We start from the raw sequence: 17274 nt of genomic DNA, 5'->3' as shown, positions 1-17274 counted from the left end.
TTCAATCAGTGTGCTTGCTTTAAATTAAAAATGCAACGAAAAATTTAACTCGGTTACAATCGACTGGTTAAAATATAGCTGGTTTGGTGCTAAGGTGGTTGAAAAGTTTTTATTCACTACTTTAATTTTTATTAAAGGACATTATGAAAAAATATTTACTAAGTGTTGCGGCAGCTGCATTCATTTTCCCTCTTCACTCTGCCGAGGCAAGTATCGATAACGATGCCTTTTTAGATGCCGAAAAAAAAGTAAGGTACGGAAGCTACCAAGACTTTAAAGAAGCGGTTAGTGGCTTAAATCATCCGTTGAAACCTTACGTTGAAAAAACATATTGGCAGCGCCATCCAAATATTAAGTATCAAGCCGAGATAGAAGACTATTTAAACATATATCAACATACTCCGCTTGAGTGGCCGGTACGTAAAGCATGGTTAGAGTATTTAAAAAAGCAAAATAAAAAAGCAGCTTATATTCGTAATTACCGTGAAACGTCTAATACTGGGCTTACCTGTACTTATTTAGATTTTCAGCTTGATTTGGGCGCACCTGAAAAAGCAATATTTAATCAGGTAACCGACCTATGGGCTGTGGGTAAGTCCCAGCCAAATGAGTGCGATAGTTTATTTTCACAGTGGCGTAAAAAAGGCTACATGAAAGAAGAAACCGTTTGGAAGCGCGTTACACTTGCCGCTGATGGCGGTACGCAAAGCTTACTACCTTATTTAAAAACGCTGTTACCTAAAAATGAAAGCTACTTAGCAGATTTATATTTAAAAGTACGTAAAGATCCAAGCGCTGCAGCTGGATTATATAGATATAAAAATAAGTCAGCTAAAGAAGGCCAAATAGCACTTTATGGTGTTAAGCGTTTAATATGGCGCGATAAAGAGCTTGCTTTGAAGGCATGGGAAAAGTTAGAAAAAATATTTAAGTACAGTGATGAAGAAAAAGCGGGTGTGTATTACACCTTTGCGTTGTCACTTGCTTCAAGCGGGCATAAGCAAGCGAGCTTTTGGCTAAATAAAGTGCCGAAAGAGCGATTAGACAGCAAGCTTATTCAATGGCAACTGGGCAATATGCTCAAAACCCAAGATTGGGAAGGGATTGCTGCGTTTTTTACAGGAAAAGAGGATTTAAGCCTTGGCCAGCAATATTGGTTAGCTTATAGCTATGCTAAACGTGGCGAGCAACAAAAAGCAGACGATATTTGGAAAAAAGTAGCGGCTAATCGTGATTATTACGGCTTTTTAGCAGCAGCACGTTTAGGTTTGCCCGTTGATTTAAATAATCAACCTTTAGCAGTCGATAAGGTGCTTGTAGATAAAGTAAGTAATGCACCTGGCTTTAAGCGTGCAAAAGCACTTTATGATATTGAGCGCTTTACGTCGGCGCGCCGTGAGTGGAATTATTTAACGGATACGTCTAGCGATGAAGAAAAGCTAGCAGCATCACAACTATCTACCGATTTAGGTTGGCACGACAGTACTATTTTTACTTTAGCAAAAATTAAAGCGTGGGATAACGTAGAGCAACGTTTTCCGTTTGCGTTTCAAGATGTTTTTGAGCGCTACAGTAAACGTAGCAAGATAGATGTTGCCTGGAGTATTGCTATTGCAAGGCGCGAAAGCTCTTTTGCGCCAGATGCACGCTCGCATGCTAATGCACGTGGTTTAATGCAGTTATTACCTAGTACTGCTGAGTATGTAAATAAAGGCAGTATGACAAGTAGTCGTTTATATCAACCTAAAACAAATATTAGGTTGGGTACGAGTTACTTACAATACTTAAAAAAGAAAAACCATGGCAATGAAGTGCTGGCAACAGCTTCTTATAATGCGGGTTATCACCGTATAAAGCGTTGGTTACCTGATGACGCTATTCCGGCTGAGTTATGGGTAGAGCTTATTCCGTATCGCGAAACCCGTGATTACGTAAAAAATGTATTTGCGTACAGACAGGTTTACCATACAAGAATGGGCCGAGAAGGTAATGTATTAGCGCCGCTACTCGAAATGAAAATGGGCGGTTGAATATATGATACCAATCGACCAATCGACCAATAACTTAACACGATAGGTATAGGTATTAATAAGGGGGATGTTTACATGTTAAATATCCCCCTTTTTTGAGCGCTTAGTGTTTAAGTGGTAGACTCAGAGCAAGTTAAATTTAACAGATGGATTAACAATGGATAAATTAGCCGTTTTATACGCCGAACATATTGCAACACTGCAACAGCGTACTCGTACAATTTGTAATAGCGAAGGGTTAGAAGGATTAGTAATTCATTCAGGCCAAGCTAAGCGCCAGTTTTTAGATGATATGTATTATCCATTTAAAGTTAATCCACAGTTTAAAGCGTGGTTACCGGTTATTGATAATCCTCATTGCTGGATTGTGGTAAATGGCAGCGACAAACCAAAACTAATATTTTATCGTCCAGTAGATTTTTGGCATAAAGTACCAGACGAGCCTCGCGACTTTTGGGCTGAGTACTTTGATATAGAGCTATTACTTCAGCCTGATCAAGTTGAAAAGTTATTACCATACGACAAAGCTAAATACGCTTACATGGGCGAATATATTGAAGTAGCGCAAGCACTTGGTTTTAGTATTATGAACCCTGAGCCTGTACTTAACTATTTTCATTACCACCGCGCTTATAAAACGCAGTACGAACTTGAATGTTTACGCAACGCTAACCGCATTGCAGTAGATGGGCATAAAGCTGCACGCGACACATTCTTTAATGGTGGTAGCGAGTTCGATATTCAGCAAGCGTACTTAATGGCAACACGTCAAAGCGAAAATGAAATGCCGTACGGCAACATTGTTGCGCTTAACGAAAACTGCGCTATTTTGCACTACACGCACTTTGATCCAAAAGCGCCACACACTCATAACTCATTTTTAATTGATGCTGGTGCAAACTTTAATGGTTATGCTGCTGATATTACTCGTACGTATGATTTTAAAAAGCAGGGTGAGTTTGCTGAGCTTGTACAAGCTATGACAGTTCAACAAATAGAACTAGGTAAAGGTTTAAAGCCGGGTATGCTTTATGGTGACTTACATGTTGAGTGCCATAATCGTATCGCACAAATACTCAGTGACTTTAAAATTGTTAACCTACCCGCTGAGGAAATTGTTGAGCGTAAAATTACCTCTACTTTCTTCCCACATGGGCTAGGGCATCATCTTGGTTTACAAGTACATGATATGGGCGGTTTTATGAGTGACGAAAAGGGCGCACATCAACCATCGCCTGAAGGTCATCCATTTTTGCGTTGTACTCGCCTGATTGAAAAAAACCAAGTGTTTACCATTGAGCCAGGCTTATATTTTATTGATTCACTGCTTGGTGATTTAGCACAAACCGATAATAAGCAGTTTATTAATTGGGAAAAGGTTGAGTCATTTAAACCATTTGGCGGTATTCGTATTGAAGATAACATTATTGTTCACGAAGATAGCTTAGAAAATATGACACGAGATTTAGCGCTCGATTAATTCTAGTTAACACTAATTAGTTTATACACGTTAAAATACGTACATTATTTAAAGGGGCCTTTTGGCCCCCTTTTTACAAGTTTAAAATATGTCTGAATATAAATATCCCGCTGCTGACGTTTTTCATCAAGAAGAAATTAAAAAAAGTACGTTTATAGTTCACATTGCACATACCCCCGATTTAAATTCAGCTAAAGCATTTATTAAAAGCATTGAAGAAAAGTATAGCGATGCCCGTCATAACTGCTGGGCACATGTGGCAGGCAACCCCGGTGGCAGCCATGTTTATGGTTTTTCGGACGATGGTGAACCAAATGGCACGGCAGGAAAGCCTATGTTAAATGTGTTGGTGGGTTCAGGCCTTGGCGAAATAACAGCTGTAGTTACACGTTACTTTGGCGGAATAAAATTAGGCACGGGCGGATTAGTACGTGCTTATGGTGGCTCATTAAATAATGCATTAGTAAAATTGCAAACGGTACTTAAAGTTCCCAGTGTTGAAATTACTGGGTGTAGTGAATACAGCATGCAAGGTGCTATAGAACAGTTATTAAAAACAAAGTATCAAGTGCTTAATATTGATAAGCAATTTACTGCTAATATTGAATGGGTCATTACTATAGATAGCCGCGAAGCTCAGCAAGCAATCAAAGATATTTTTGATTTAAGTCACGGCGCAGTTGAGTTAACTATTAAAGAGTAATAACCTACACAAATTGCATGTAATGCATACTGACTCTATTTAATTTGGTTGATACTACTCAGCCTGAATTTACTAATAATAAAAGCGACAAGCTAAATGCAATTTCGTACCATCATAAAAATTCTTGGCCAACTTGTTGCGCTGTTTAGTATTACCATGGTGCCCCCGGCACTAGTGTCTCTAATATATAAAGACGGTGGTGGTGTTCCTTTTGTTTTAGCATTTATCTTTAGTGTTGTTATTGGCATGATGGCTTACTACCCAAACCGCCATGAAAACGGTGACTTAAAAGCACGTGAAGGCTTTTTAATTGTTGTTTTGTTTTGGCTGGTACTTGGGGCGTTTGCGTCCTTGCCGCTTATATTTTTACAAGAACCTAATTTATCGCTCGCCGATGCGGTGTTTGAAGCATTCTCTGGCTTAACAACCACCGGCGCTACAGTACTTACCGGTATTGAGTACTTACCTAAGTCGGTGTTGTTTTATCGCCAGCAACTCCAGTGGTTTGGCGGTATGGGTATAATCGTACTCGCTGTCGCTATACTCCCCATGCTAGGTGTTGGTGGTATGCAGTTATATCGCGCTGAAATACCTGGGCCTGTAAAAGATTCCAAAATGACCCCGCGAATTGCCGATACAGCAAAGCACCTTTGGTATATTTATGTGTCGCTGACTATTGCTTGTATGCTGGCTTATTGGGCAGCAGGGATGGAGTGGTTTGATGCGATATGTCATGCATTCTCAACGGTCGCGATAGGTGGTTTTTCTACTTACGATGCTTCCATGGGGCACTTTGACAGCCCTGTAATTAACTTTATTTGTGTGTTCTTTTTAATTATTGCCGCTGTTAACTTCTCCCTGCACTACGCTGCAGTGGCGAGTCGAAACGTACAAGTTTATATTCGAGACCCTGAGTTTAAGGTGTTTTTGTGTATTCAATTAGCGCTGGTGGTTATTTGTTTTACCGTACTTTCCTCTAATGAAATATTTGCTAATGGCGATGAAACCCTCGATCAGGCATTATTTCAAGCTGTTTCTATGAGTACAACAGCAGGCTTTGCTACTGATAACTTTTCAACATGGCCTTTGTTTTTACCTATTTTACTTATATTTTCGAGCTTTATTGGTGGTTGTGCAGGCTCTACTGGTGGTGGTATGAAAGTAGTGCGCGTGTTCTTACTGTACTTGCAGGGTGTGCGTGAGCTTAATCGTTTGGTGCACCCACGGGCTATATATTCAATCAAGCTGGGTCGAAAGGCGTTGCCAGACAAAGTAGTAGAAGCCGTGTGGGGATTTTTCTCTGCGTATGCGTTGGTGTTTATTATTATTATGTTAGCGCTTATGGGCACTGGTATGGATAACATAACTGCGTTCTCAGCCACTGCGGCTTGTTTAAATAACTTAGGTCCAGGTCTGGGTGATGTAGCATCGCATTATGGCGCTATAACCGATGGTGCTAAATGGTTGCTTACCATTGCAATGGTGTTTGGTCGTTTAGAAATATTTACTTTATTAGTACTATTTACGCCTACATTTTGGCGTGGTTAAACGAGCCATTTGAATTTTAAAATACAAGTTAGTGGGAAAGGGATATGCCAACAAATTTAGAAAAGCTAAAGCATATAAGTGTAGGCAGCTTAGTCGACCTAGAAATATTAACACCTACAAGCAGTAAGCGTGTTAAAACTGAATTAGTTGGTTTACTCGATAAACAGTTTATTATTTTAAATTATCCCAATGCAAAGCGTTTACCTGTGGCGAGTGACTATTTACGTGATGGCGTAATGGTTGTTGTAAGAGCGCTTATTGAAGGTAGTGGTGGGCAAGTTATTGCGTTTCGCCAGCAAATTATGTCGGTAGCCTCTCATCCCGCTAAACTCGTGTTTATAAACTTTCCAAAGCAAGTGCAGTTATTTGCGCTACGCTCACAAACACGCATACCTACCTTATTACCTGCAAAGCTAAAACTAAGTGACGATAGGGTACTTGAAGGCCTTATTAAAGACATTTCACTCACTGGTGTAATGTTTGATATTAGAGGCGATCAGCAAGTTGAAAGTATTAAAGATATGCAATGCACTGTCGTACTTAATAGCAGTGATAAAGATTTTGAAGGTGAAATTTGCAGTGTTAAAGAGCATGCCGCAGGTGTGCACTGTGGAATTAAGCTACTAGCAAGCGAGGATGAAATGAAAGCCTTTATGAAAGAGCATTTTATAGACCCTTCTGCGCTTGAGCCTACCGTTGAATAAATAGGTTTTCGCTTATTTGCAACAAAAAGGCATTTTACGTCAGTATTTATAAAATGTTTTTTTCTCTTTCATAATTAAAATTATTATTTAAATAAAACAACTGATTACGTATTATTTTTTACAGCTTATTTTTTGTTATTAAAGCTTCCTCGTTAAAATTTATCTCAATTATTCTTTAAAATCCCTCCTTTTAAAACCGTACACTTAAAAATGTATCTTTTTATATAAACATAACTATATGTTTTTAATGACTTTAATGTCATCTCTTTAAAACGTGTTGCTAAAGGGCAACAATAACTATTCTAAAAACGCCTTCTTGTTGTACGTTTTATATTTAACTTATTGAAAATTAATAGCTTTTAAATGTTGGCATCTAAGTTGTAATAGTCTAAGTGTACTGAACGAAATCGTGATTCAAAGTGAAATACTTAATCGCACACACATAAATTTGAAGGATACATATTATGAAAAGCATTAATAAAACTTTAGCACTTATCGCTATTGCATCTTCTTCAGCCGCTTTTGCTGCAACAGATTTTGACACACTGGATGTAGACGGCAGTGGCACAATTAGCCAAGCAGAAGCATCAGTAGATGCAAAGCTAATGAGCATGTTTTCTGAGCTTGATACTGACCAAAATGGTGAGTTATCAAAAGAAGAATTTTCAGAAGCTTAATTAAAAAGTATTTATCCTGAGTTGCCAAAGACACCTAAGTAGGCAAGGGAGCTTACGAAAGAGGATAACAAGGAAGTGAAAAATTACGTTTTAAGTTAAACGAAGCAATTTTTTTGATAGAACATTGAAGGATTAAGTTATGAAACATTTAAATAAAGCATTAGCACTTATAGTACTAGCATCTTCTTCCGCTGCATTTGCAGCATCAGATTTTGACAGCCTTGATATCGATGGTAGCGGCACAATTAGCCCAAGCGAAGCGGCAGTCGATACAGATTTAATGGCTGAATTTATTGAGCTAGATACCGACGGTAGCGGCGAGCTTTCTAAAGAAGAATTCGCTAATTACTAATTAATCTTTTCAGATTAAACATTTTTCACAGTCAGGGATCTTTGAAAAGGACTTCCCATATTACTAGGAATATTATTATGAAAACATTAAATACAACACTTGCAGTTATCGTTTTAGCATCTTCATCAGCAGCATATGCCGCAGTAGATTTTGCCTCTTTTGATGCAGATGGTAACGGTGCTATTACAATGGAAGAAGCGAAGGTTAACCCTCAGCTTGTAAAGATTTTTGATGATTTGGATACTGATGGTAATGGTGAAATCTCTAAAGAAGAGTTTTCAAAAGTACAGTAATCAATATTTAAGCATACTCCATTAAAGCCGCCTTAATCAGCGGCTTTTTTGTGTATTAAATTAACTAATTAGAGTAACTAGTTAAAGGAATATAGCACTTACTTGGAATAGTTTTTCTACAACGGTAATGTGTTTTTTGTCGATTAAAAACATGATGACATGATCGCCCGACATAATAATTGTATCATCGTGAGCTATCAACACATCGTCATTACGTACTATTGCCCCAATGGTTGTACCTGCAGGAAGTTTTATGTCGGCAATCGCACGACCAACCACTTTAGATGTGTTTTCATCACCATGGGCAACGGCTTCAATAGCTTCTGCCGCACCTTTACGCAGTGAATACACGTTAACAATATCACCACGGCGTACGTGCGTTAATAACGCTGATATAGTTGCTTGTTGTGGCGATATGGCAATATCTATTTCGCCGCCTTGTACCAAATCAACGTAAGCTCCACGTTGAATAAGTACCATGGTTTTTTGTGCTCCCATACGTTTTGCAAGCATGGCCGACATAATGTTTGCTTCATCGTCGTTAGTTACGGCAATAAATACATCGACTTGTTCAATATGCTCTTCTGAGAGCAGTTCTTGATCAGATGCGTCACCACAAAAAACGACCGTGTTGTCGAGCATTTCTGAGAGTTGCTCGGCACGTTCTTTACTGCGTTCAATTAGTTTAACGGTGTGGTTTTTTTCAAGTGAGCGGGCAAGGCCTGCCCCAATGTTACCGCCACCAGCTATCATAATTTTTTTGTACGAACGCTCAAGTTTTTGTAGCTCGTTCATTACCGCACGTATATGTTTTGTAGCGGCAATAAAGAATACTTCGTCATCGGCTTCAATAACGGTGGTACCCAGTGGTTTGATTGCTTTACCTTGACGATAAATAGCGGCAACACGAGTTTCTACATTAGGAATATGTTCTTTAAGTGCAGATAACGCATAACCTACTAATAAACCCCCATAGTAAGCTTTTACGGCTACTAACGAGAGCATGCCATCGGCAAACTGCAATACTTGCAGAGCACCAGGGTAGTCAATTAAACGGCGAATATACTTAGTGACCAGTGCTTCGGGGGCAATGTAATGATCGATTGGTAAATCATCGTTTTGAAATAGTTTTTCGCGGTATTTTAAATATTGCTCTGAGCGAATGCGGGCAATTTTAGTGGGCGTTTTAAAAATACTGTACGCCACTTGGCATGCAACCATGTTCACTTCATCTGAACTGGTTACTGCTATAATCATATCGGCATCTTCAGCGCCTGCACGGCGTAATACATCAGGATGCGCGCTGTGGCCCATAACCCCTTGTAAGTCGTACTTATCTTGAAGTTCACGTAATCGGTTACCGTCTATATCAACAACGGTAATTTCGTTTTGTTCGCCAACTAAGTTTTCAGCAAGCGTAGCACCAACTTGCCCGGCACCGAGTATAATTATTTTCATTATTTACCCGTGGTATTGATCATAATTTAATTAAAAAAATAGCCATTTAATGTTTCATAAATGGCTAACTATTTAGTGTACGGCTATTAGGCTTTTTTAACTAGCTTAGCGTAATAAAATCCATCACTTTCACCGGGCAGTAACTGCAAACCAGGAGTTGTTACGGTATCATTTTCGTGTAGAGGTATATGTTCTACATCATCGTTATTGGCTAAAAACTTAGCAACTTGCTGTTGGTTTTCTTGTGGAAGAACCGAACACGTAGCATATACCAATGTGCCACCTGGTTTTAACAGTGGCCAAATGCTATCAAGAATATCGTTTTGTAACTTAGATAAGTCTTCGATATCTGATGCGCGACGTAACCATTTTATATCAGGGTGACGGCGAATTACGCCAGTAGCTGAACAAGGCACATCAAGCAAAATACGATCAAATAACTTTTCGTCCCACCAAGTATGTGGCTGTGAAGCATCGCCACATTGTAGGTCTGCACCTAAGCCAATACGCGTTAAGTTTTGCTTAACACGTTCAAGGCGAGTTGCGTCGCTATCAAGTGCAAGTACTTCTGCATCAGCAAGCTCTAATATATGACATGTTTTACCGCCAGGTGCTGCACAGGCATCTAAAATGTAGTCATCTGCTTTAGGTTCTAAAAAGCGTGCTGCAAGTTGGGCTGCTGCATCTTGTACTGAACATGCACCCGTATCAAACTCGGGCAATGAAAATACATCGCGTGGTTTGGCAAGCTTAATCCCATCTATAAAGTCCGGGTTTAAGGTATGTTCAATGTCGTTAGCGCTAAGCATATCGCTGTATTCTTGCGTACTAAATTGCGATTGATTTACACGTAACCACATAGGTGCTTGTTGTTGGTTTTCTGCAAGTATCTCTTCCCAGCTATCTGGATAGGCTTCTTTAACTTGTTTGATAAACCAATTTGGGTGGTTGTATAAGCACACAGGGATCAGCTTTGCTTTTTCTTCAAGCTCTGCTTGTTGGCGCTGAAAACTACGTAAAATGGCGTTTATTAGCCCTTTTAATCCTAAAGCGCGCAGTTGAGCCAGTGCGTTTACCGTTTCTGAAATGGCAGCATGTGGTGGTACGCGCATATGCTGTAACTGATAAATACCTACATATAATAAAAACTGAAATATTCTACGTTTACCTTTTAATGGCTGCTCTACTAAGTGTTGGCAGTAATTTTCGAGGCTAGGTAAGTAGCGTAAAACGCCGTAACAAATTTGCTGTAGCAGCGCTTTATCTTTAGGCGGCAAGCCTTGGCTTGCAAATGGAAGTTCTTGATTAAGCGATGCGCCTTTATCAACTACGTTATATAAAGTTTCAGCGGCAAGCGCTCGTACGTTTGGAACATTACTCATTGTTTTCGCCTAATATTGTGCCAGGAGTAACCCAGTCACTACGACCATTTAAAAAGTCGTTAATTGCCATTGGTTTTTTACCTTGCGGTTGTAATTGCGTAATACATAAAGCATGTTCGCCACATGCTACTACTACACCATTTTTGTCGCTTGATAAAATTTGCCCAGGATCACCTAATTGCTGCACAACCTGCGCTTGATAAATCTTTACTGTTTGCCCACCCATTTGGGTAAAGCACACTGGCCATGGATTAAAAGAGCGAATGTTTCGCTCAATTTGCAGCGCACTCATTGACCAGTCGATATTAGCTTCCTCTTTAGAAAGCTTTTTAGCGTAGTTAGCAAGTTCATCATTTTGAGGCTCAGGCGTGATCTCGCTATTTGCTAATTTATTAATGGTTTCAATCAACGCGTCTGGGCCTAGCTCAGCAAGTTTTGTATATAAACTTTCGCTTGTTTCGGTGGCGCTAATAGGGCAGCGGCTTATATGTAGCATATCGCCGGTATCTAGCCCTTCATCCATTTGCATTATTGTTACGCCAGTTTGCTCATCGCCTGCCCAAATTGCGCGTTGAATAGGTGCAGCACCGCGCCAGCGCGGTAAAATAGAACCATGTACGTTTAGACAACCTAATTTTGGAGCATCTAAAATTGCTTTAGGTAAAATTAAGCCATACGCTACAACAATCATAATGTCGGCGTTTAAGCTTGTTAGCTCAGCTAGTGCTTCATCATTTTTTAATGACTGTGGCTGAAAAACCGGTAAGTTGTGCTCAAGCGCTAGCGCTTTCACTTCACTGGCTTTTAATTTTTTACCACGACCTGCAGGGCGATCTGGCTGGCTATATACACCCACTATTTGGTGTTCGCTTTGTATCAGCGCTTGTAAATGACGTGCTGCAAAGTCCGGCGTACCGGCAAATATAATGCGTAATGGTTGAGTCACTGAGTTTTCCTAAGGTACTTATTACTAATCTGCAAATTTAGCTTCTTTTTCAAGCTTTTTACGAATACGTTGGCGCTTTAATGGAGATAAGTAATCAATAAACAGCTTACCTTGAAGGTGATCTAGTTCGTGTTGAATACAAATAGCCAGTAATTCATCTGCATCTAGTACAAACTCTTCACCGTTTTCGTTAAGTGCAGCGACTGTTACTGTTTCAGCGCGGTCTACTTTTGCATACGAGTTAGGTACTGATAAACAGCCTTCTTCGCTAACGGTAGAGCCGTCTTTTTTAATGATTTGTGGATTAATTAATACCAGTGGCTCATCGCGCTCTTCTGATACATCAATAACAACGATTCGTTGATGAATATCTACTTGCGTGGCCGCAAGTCCAATGCCATTTTCATCGTACATTGTCTCTAGCATGTCTTTTACAATTTGGCGTACTGTGTCGTCAACTTGTGCAACATCTTTTGCTATAGTACGTAAACGTTCATCTGGAAATCTTAAAACTTCTAACCTAGCCATAGTTACCTTTTTCACTTGTGCTTAATTTAGGGTATTGTATGCTCTTATTTTAGCCATTCGCGTTCACCTTTAACAGGTTTTGGGCAATAATAATGAAAAAACAATACAAGGAAGCTCAATGAAATCTCCATTACTTGCAATCATGCTTACGTTAAGTGCTGCGTTTCCCGCAATTGCTGACGTGCTTAAAATAAAAAAAGATGCACCAAAACAGTATGTTGTAAAAAAAGGCGATACACTTTGGGATATTTCTGGCATCTATTTAGATGAGCCTTGGCTATGGCCTGAACTTTGGCAAATGAATCCACAAATTGACAACCCGCACCTAATTTACCCCGGTGATGCATTAGCGCTGATATACGATGCAGATGGAAACCCACGTTTAGTGATTAATAAAGGATATAGAAAGCTATCTCCTCAGGGTCGTATTACACCAAAAGGGCGTAATGCTATTACTACTTTGCCGCTTGAAATGATCAAACCGTATATCAGTTACGAGCAAGCAATGAACAGTGACGATATTAAAGGCAAACCTTATATTTTAGGTGCTAACGAAAATACTAAAACACAAACGTTAGGCCATATTTTATATGTTAAAGGCGACTTACAAGTACATAAAGCATATGCCATTTACCATAAAGGTGACCCTTACACCGATTTAACCGGTGAAGTGTTAGCAACGCGTGCATCTTACGTGGGTATCGCACGTGCGTTTAGAGCGGGTGATGAACACAATGGCGTGCCTTCGTCATTACGTGTTGAGTCTGTTAAACGAGAAATTCAGCAAGGCGATTTTTTAATGCCGGCAATGGAAGGTCAAATGCTTCCTGCGTACTTTAATATTCACCGTCCTTCTGAGCCTGTAACAGGGAATATTATTGCTTCCCCACGACAAGTTAGAGAATTCAGCACAATGGATGTTGTAGTGCTAAACTTAGGCAGTGAACAAAACATAGAAGCGGGTCATGTATTAGATCTAGAGCGTCAATCGCCAACGGTTATTGATGGTCCTCGTGGCCCTCGTTATCCAGAAGATTCTAGTAAATACGAGAAGCTTTTATCTGATGTGAGCCAATTATTTGGTGATGAGTCTGACGAAGAGAGCACAACGTGGACTATGCCTAAAGAAAAAGTTGGCGAGCTAATTGTCTTTAAAGTGTATGACAAAATAAGTTATGCATTAATAACTAAAAACCAGCACCCAATTCGCATTGGAGATATTGCAGTTATTCATTAAGAAGTAGCGAGTCGGTGCTCTAGGAGAGAGCATGGATCAGTCATCTGGCAAGCTAGCCCACTGGCTTGCCTTTTATATGTGTAAAGGGTTGGGTATCAAAACCCTTTTAGCACTATCTACAAACTATTCCCTTGGGTCGTTATTCGACTTATCTCATGACAAGCTTTTACAGCTTGGATTAACCGCTAATCAAGCGAGTAATTTACTCAACACCAATTGGCAACAAGTCAGCCATTATGAGCAACTAATTGCGCAGCAGGGCATTACCGTTGTCTGTATTTTTGATGCGCTTTATCCAGAAGATCTCCGACAGATTGCTAGTGCGCCTTTATTACTATTTTGTAGGGGAGATGTCTCGTTATTATCTACTCCACAAATTGCAATTGTAGGAAGTCGTAATGCCACACCTACCGGGCTTGAAATAGCATCAGAATTTGCATACGAGTTAACTTTAGCGGGTATTACAGTTACCTCAGGTATGGCACGGGGAATAGATGGAGCAGCACATAAGGGCTCTCTTGCTGGTACGGGTAAAACCATAGCGGTGCTTGGTACTGGGGTTGATATTTACTACCCTAAACGCCATAAACTATTAACAGACCAAGTTTTAGAAAGCGGCCTGTTGGTGAGTGAGTTTTTACCAGGGGCAGCTGCTCATGCGCATAACTTTCCGCGCCGAAATCGTATTATTTCTGGGTTATCGTTGGGAGTGCTTATTGTTGAGGCTGAAATTAAAAGCGGTTCGTTAATTACAGTACGTTATGCGCTTGAACAAAATAAAGAGGTATTTGCAGTACCGGGTTCTATTAAAAACCCGTTAGCGCAGGCAAGTCACTTTTTAATAAAGCAAGGTGCTAAGCTGGTAGAAAACGTGGCTGACATTCTTGATGAGGTGAGTTTTACTTACGACAATAATGTATGTAACAAAGAGCAGCCTATTCAGGCAAATTCTCAATGCGAAGTGTTAAATAGTATTGGCTTTGAAGTCACCAGCGTAGACGACATTGTACGTCGCGCACAGTGGCCAATAGACAAAGTGCTCGCGAGGTTGCTCGATTTAGAATTAGACGATCAGATTGAGCGAGTGTTAGATGGTTATATTAAGTTGAGCGCAGGAAGGTAATATGTTTGATATTCTTTTATATCTTTTTGAAAATTACATTCATAGCGAAGCGGATATATTTGCAGAGCAAAATGAATTAACCGATGAGCTACTGCGCGCGGGCTTTAATAAGCCTGAGATATTTAAAGCACTCGATTGGTTAGAGCAACTCGCCGATTTACAACACAGTGACGAGTCTCCTTATCTTATTACTAACCCTAAAGATGCTGTGCGTATATTTACCGATAGTGAATGCCAAAGGCTCAGTGCTGAGTGTCGTGGCTTTTTAATGTTTATTGAGCAAATAGGCGTAATTAACAATGTAACTCGTGAGATGGTAATGGACTGTTTAGCCTCACTAGATAAACCAACCATAAGCCTAGAAGATTTAAAATGGATTGTACTTATGATTTTGTTTAATGTTCCTGGCTCTGAAGAGGCATATGAGCAAATGGAAGATTTGATTTTTGATGAACCCAGCGAACTTCTTCATTAGAGATAATTATCTTAATTGTACTCAAATTACTTAAACGGATAAGCACGGCATTGCTTGTATCTTTAAGTGGTTTGGGTATATTAGGCGAAAATTCACTAACCTATTAGGATCATCATGAGTAAAATCGACCATTCGCTTTTCTCGGCGAACAAGCACGCCCTCGAAAAAGAATACGAGATATGCCCACAGTGTGGTTCAGAGTTAGTGATCCGCAATAGTAAATCAGGCCCTTTTTTAGGATGCGCAAGTTATCCCAAATGCGATTTTATTAGGCCGTTGGCACATCACGATAGTAACGAAATTAAAGTTCTTGAAGATTCAGCATGCCCTGAGTGTAGCAAACCGCTGGTGGTTAAAAATGGGCGCTACGGTATGTTTATTGGGTGTACGGGATATCCAGAGTGCCATTACATTGCTAACGAAAATGAAGAAAAACAAAGCGAAGACACTTTGCCAAGTTGCCCTAAATGCAAAAAAGGTCATTTAGTCGCGCGCAGTAATAAATTTGGTAAAGTATTTTATTCTTGTGATTGCTATCCAAGTTGTAAATACACACTTAATAATAAACCGGTTGAACACCCGTGTCCTGAATGTAACTGGCCCATAGTCATAGAGAGAAATATGGCAAACGGCACATTATTGCAATGCCCACAAAAAAGCTGCATGCATAAGCTCACCCCAACTGAATAACGTTTAATTATATCTGGAGACTACTTTGTCAGACCTTTCAAATACGCCCACTGCAATAACATGCTTAACGCAAGGCGAAGTTATTTTATACCCAACAGAAGCTGTATATGGTTTAGGTTGTGATCCAGATAATCAACAAGCCGTTGAGGCACTATTAGCTATTAAGCAGCGCCCGGTTGAAAAAGGACTTATTTTAATTGCTGATAACTACGGACAATTATTAAAATACGTAGATGATGCAAAAATACCAATGGATAAACGCGCTGATATTTTTTCGAGTTGGCCTGCTGCAATTACATGGGTTATGCCTGCATCTAAAAATACGCCTAAATGGCTCACAGGGCAGTTTGATACCATTGCAGTAAGAGTAACAAACCATCCAACAGTAAAACGTTTGTGCCAAGAGTTTGGTAAGCCACTAGTATCAACCAGTGCAAACTTAACCGGTCAAGAAACAGTAATTAGTATTGAGCAAGCCAAAGCGCAATTTGCAGAACAAGTTGGCTTTTACGTTGACGAGCCGTTAGGTGGTAATACTCAACCAAGCACAATAAAAGACGCCATGACTGGCAAAATATTTAGAGGTTAATATGCAAAGCGAATTATTAGATCAAGTAAAAGCATACTTTATGGCTTTGCAAGACACTATTTGCCAAGGTTTGGAGGCTGCAGATGGCAGTGCTAAATTTATAGAAGATAACTGGCAGCGAGCAGAAGGTGGTGGTGGTCGCACACGTGTAACCACAAATGGTACTGTAATAGAGCAAGGCGGAGTTAATTACTCACACGTATTTGGCGCTTCAATGCCAGGTTCGGCAACAGCACATAGACCAGAGCTTGCAGGGCGCAGCTTTCATGCGTGTGGTGTGTCGTTAGTTATTCACCCTAAAAACCCTCATGTACCAACAAGTCATGCCAATGTGCGCTTTTTTATAGCCGAAAAAGAAGGCGAAGAGCCAATATGGTGGTTTGGTGGCGGGTTTGATCTCACTCCTTTTTATCCAGTATTAGAAGACGTACAACATTGGCATCAAGTTGCTCACGACATTTGTGCGCCTTTTGGCAGCGACGTTTATCCAAAATACAAAACCTGGTGCGACGAGTACTTTTATTTAAAGCACAGAGATGAGACTCGCGGAGTGGGCGGTTTGTTCTTTGACGATTTAAACGAACTTGGTTTTGAAAAGAGCTTTGCGTTTATGCAATCGGTTGGTAACGGCTTTTTAGATGCTTATATACCTATTATTGAACGTCGTAAAAATGATGAATACACAGAGCAACAACGTGATTTTCAGCTTTATCGTCGCGGACGTTATGTAGAGTTTAATCTAGTATGGGACAGAGGTACTTTATTTGGATTACAAAGTGGCGGACGCACAGAGTCTATATTAATGTCTATGCCACCACTTGCACGCTGGGAATATAACTATAAACCAGAGCCAAGTAGCCCAGAAGCTAACCTATATCAGTATTACTTACGCCCGCAAGAGTGGCTAACTAGTAAACCAAGTGAGCTGATAGCCAGAGAATGGCAATTATAACAATTACACAGTAATCAAAAAGGCGCTTAAAGCTGTCTCTTATACACAAATCCCTGCTAAGAAATTAGCGGGGATTTTTTTGAACTAAATCTCAATGTCATGATCAG

18 protein-coding genes are annotated in these 17274 nt (G+C 39.9%); 14 read left to right on the top strand and 4 right to left on the bottom strand.

Annotated elements, in window-relative coordinates; translation table 11 throughout:
* Positions 1 to 143: 143 nt before the first annotated feature.
* The 8 genes from I6F54_RS17850 (at position 144) to I6F54_RS17815 (ending at position 7787) form a co-directional block, all read left to right on the top strand.
* Positions 144 to 2030 (top strand): transglycosylase SLT domain-containing protein, encoded by a 1887-nt coding sequence (locus I6F54_RS17850; RefSeq protein ID WP_197142498.1) that lies wholly within the window; start codon positions 144 to 146, stop codon positions 2028 to 2030.
* Positions 2031 to 2187: 157 nt separating this feature from the next.
* Positions 2188 to 3510, top strand: a complete 1323-nt coding sequence (gene pepQ / locus I6F54_RS17845; protein ID WP_024592280.1) for a Xaa-Pro dipeptidase — start codon at positions 2188 to 2190, stop codon at positions 3508 to 3510.
* An 88-nt stretch (positions 3511 to 3598) separates the two neighbouring features.
* A complete protein-coding gene (locus tag I6F54_RS17840) occupies positions 3599 to 4213 on the top strand; it encodes a YigZ family protein (RefSeq protein ID WP_197142495.1) in 615 nt (204 codons plus the stop codon).
* A 96-nt stretch (positions 4214 to 4309) separates the two neighbouring features.
* Positions 4310 to 5761 carry a TrkH family potassium uptake protein gene (locus I6F54_RS17835; RefSeq protein ID WP_121953916.1) on the top strand — a complete coding sequence of 484 codons (1452 nt, stop codon included), beginning with the start codon at positions 4310 to 4312 and terminating at the stop codon, positions 5759 to 5761.
* A 44-nt stretch (positions 5762 to 5805) separates the two neighbouring features.
* On the top strand, positions 5806 to 6465 hold the full coding sequence (locus I6F54_RS17830) for a flagellar brake domain-containing protein (protein WP_165729282.1): 660 nt from the start codon (positions 5806 to 5808) through the stop codon (positions 6463 to 6465).
* Positions 6466 to 6929: 464 nt separating this feature from the next.
* A complete protein-coding gene (locus tag I6F54_RS17825; RefSeq protein ID WP_004335175.1) occupies positions 6930 to 7142 on the top strand; it encodes an EF-hand domain-containing protein in 213 nt (70 codons plus the stop codon).
* Positions 7143 to 7281: 139 nt separating this feature from the next.
* Positions 7282 to 7494 (top strand): calmodulin, encoded by a 213-nt coding sequence (locus tag I6F54_RS17820; RefSeq protein WP_004335174.1) that lies wholly within the window; start codon positions 7282 to 7284, stop codon positions 7492 to 7494.
* 77 nt (positions 7495 to 7571) lie between these two features.
* Positions 7572 to 7787: an EF-hand domain-containing protein gene (locus I6F54_RS17815; protein WP_007584177.1), complete on the top strand. Its 216-nt coding sequence runs from the start codon at positions 7572 to 7574 to the stop codon at positions 7785 to 7787.
* 81 nt (positions 7788 to 7868) lie between these two features.
* On the opposite strand, the gene trkA is transcribed toward I6F54_RS17815, so the two are convergent.
* From trkA to def, 4 genes are all read right to left on the bottom strand, one after another.
* Complete coding sequence (gene trkA / locus I6F54_RS17810) at positions 7869 to 9245, bottom strand: Trk system potassium transporter TrkA (protein ID WP_004335170.1); 1377 nt, start codon at positions 9243 to 9245, stop codon at positions 7869 to 7871.
* Positions 9246 to 9331: 86 nt separating this feature from the next.
* A complete protein-coding gene (rsmB, locus tag I6F54_RS17805; RefSeq protein ID WP_197142493.1) occupies positions 9332 to 10627 on the bottom strand; it encodes a 16S rRNA (cytosine(967)-C(5))-methyltransferase RsmB in 1296 nt (431 codons plus the stop codon).
* Entirely contained in the window at positions 10620 to 11573 is a 954-nt protein-coding gene (gene fmt / locus I6F54_RS17800) for a methionyl-tRNA formyltransferase (protein WP_197142491.1), read from the bottom strand. The genes rsmB and fmt overlap by 8 nt, the downstream gene beginning before the upstream one ends.
* A 24-nt stretch (positions 11574 to 11597) precedes the next feature.
* The gene (gene def, locus I6F54_RS17795; protein ID WP_007584168.1) at positions 11598 to 12101 is read right to left on the bottom strand and encodes a peptide deformylase; all 504 of its coding nucleotides are present in this window, start codon (positions 12099 to 12101) and stop codon (positions 11598 to 11600) included.
* Between the two features lie 118 nt (positions 12102 to 12219).
* Here def and I6F54_RS17790 point away from each other — a divergent pair, with 118 nt between their 5' ends.
* The 6 genes from I6F54_RS17790 (at position 12220) to hemF (ending at position 17167) form a co-directional block, all read left to right on the top strand.
* On the top strand, positions 12220 to 13338 hold the full coding sequence (locus I6F54_RS17790) for a LysM peptidoglycan-binding domain-containing protein (RefSeq protein WP_010555159.1): 1119 nt from the start codon (positions 12220 to 12222) through the stop codon (positions 13336 to 13338).
* 31 nt (positions 13339 to 13369) lie between these two features.
* Positions 13370 to 14461, top strand: a complete 1092-nt coding sequence (dprA, locus tag I6F54_RS17785; RefSeq protein ID WP_024591289.1) for a DNA-processing protein DprA — start codon at positions 13370 to 13372, stop codon at positions 14459 to 14461.
* Position 14462: 1 nt separating this feature from the next.
* Positions 14463 to 14936, top strand: coding sequence for a DUF494 family protein (locus I6F54_RS17780; protein ID WP_010555161.1), 474 nt, complete (start codon positions 14463 to 14465; stop codon positions 14934 to 14936).
* 114 nt (positions 14937 to 15050) lie between these two features.
* Positions 15051 to 15626, top strand: coding sequence for a DNA topoisomerase family protein (locus tag I6F54_RS17775; protein WP_197142489.1), 576 nt, complete (start codon positions 15051 to 15053; stop codon positions 15624 to 15626).
* A gap of 25 nt (positions 15627 to 15651) precedes the next feature.
* Positions 15652 to 16215 (top strand): L-threonylcarbamoyladenylate synthase, encoded by a 564-nt coding sequence (locus I6F54_RS17770; RefSeq protein ID WP_004335153.1) that lies wholly within the window; start codon positions 15652 to 15654, stop codon positions 16213 to 16215.
* Position 16216: 1 nt separating this feature from the next.
* Positions 16217 to 17167 carry an oxygen-dependent coproporphyrinogen oxidase gene (gene hemF / locus I6F54_RS17765; RefSeq protein ID WP_197142487.1) on the top strand — a complete coding sequence of 317 codons (951 nt, stop codon included), beginning with the start codon at positions 16217 to 16219 and terminating at the stop codon, positions 17165 to 17167.
* Positions 17168 to 17274 lie beyond the last annotated feature (107 nt).

Origin of the sequence: Pseudoalteromonas sp. SWXJZ10B, assembly GCF_015864475.1 — a bacterium.
In the GTDB taxonomy this organism is placed as follows: domain Bacteria; phylum Pseudomonadota; class Gammaproteobacteria; order Enterobacterales; family Alteromonadaceae; genus Pseudoalteromonas; species Pseudoalteromonas arctica.
This window is presented reverse-complemented; position numbering and strand designations above follow the sequence as displayed.

What these genes read in the sequence shown, in the direction of transcription:
- I6F54_RS17850 (WP_197142498.1), top strand. Translation starts at nt 144, where the DNA reads ATGAAAAAATATTTACTAAGTGTTGCGGCAGCTGCATTCATTTTCCCT.
- pepQ (WP_024592280.1), top strand. Translation starts at nt 2,188, where the DNA reads ATGGATAAATTAGCCGTTTTATACGCCGAACATATTGCAACACTGCAA.
- I6F54_RS17840 (WP_197142495.1), top strand. Translation starts at nt 3,599, where the DNA reads ATGTCTGAATATAAATATCCCGCTGCTGACGTTTTTCATCAAGAAGAA.
- I6F54_RS17835 (WP_121953916.1), top strand. Translation starts at nt 4,310, where the DNA reads ATGCAATTTCGTACCATCATAAAAATTCTTGGCCAACTTGTTGCGCTG.
- I6F54_RS17830 (WP_165729282.1), top strand. Translation starts at nt 5,806, where the DNA reads ATGCCAACAAATTTAGAAAAGCTAAAGCATATAAGTGTAGGCAGCTTA.
- I6F54_RS17825 (WP_004335175.1), top strand. Translation starts at nt 6,930, where the DNA reads ATGAAAAGCATTAATAAAACTTTAGCACTTATCGCTATTGCATCTTCT.
- I6F54_RS17820 (WP_004335174.1), top strand. Translation starts at nt 7,282, where the DNA reads ATGAAACATTTAAATAAAGCATTAGCACTTATAGTACTAGCATCTTCT.
- I6F54_RS17815 (WP_007584177.1), top strand. Translation starts at nt 7,572, where the DNA reads ATGAAAACATTAAATACAACACTTGCAGTTATCGTTTTAGCATCTTCA.
- trkA (WP_004335170.1), bottom strand. Translation starts at nt 9,245, where the DNA reads ATGAAAATAATTATACTCGGTGCCGGGCAAGTTGGTGCTACGCTTGCT.
- rsmB (WP_197142493.1), bottom strand. Translation starts at nt 10,627, where the DNA reads ATGAGTAATGTTCCAAACGTACGAGCGCTTGCCGCTGAAACTTTATAT.
- def (WP_007584168.1), bottom strand. Translation starts at nt 12,101, where the DNA reads ATGGCTAGGTTAGAAGTTTTAAGATTTCCAGATGAACGTTTACGTACT.
- I6F54_RS17790 (WP_010555159.1), top strand. Translation starts at nt 12,220, where the DNA reads ATGAAATCTCCATTACTTGCAATCATGCTTACGTTAAGTGCTGCGTTT.
- dprA (WP_024591289.1), top strand. Translation starts at nt 13,370, where the DNA reads ATGGATCAGTCATCTGGCAAGCTAGCCCACTGGCTTGCCTTTTATATG.
- I6F54_RS17780 (WP_010555161.1), top strand. Translation starts at nt 14,463, where the DNA reads ATGTTTGATATTCTTTTATATCTTTTTGAAAATTACATTCATAGCGAA.
- I6F54_RS17775 (WP_197142489.1), top strand. Translation starts at nt 15,051, where the DNA reads ATGAGTAAAATCGACCATTCGCTTTTCTCGGCGAACAAGCACGCCCTC.
- hemF (WP_197142487.1), top strand. Translation starts at nt 16,217, where the DNA reads ATGCAAAGCGAATTATTAGATCAAGTAAAAGCATACTTTATGGCTTTG.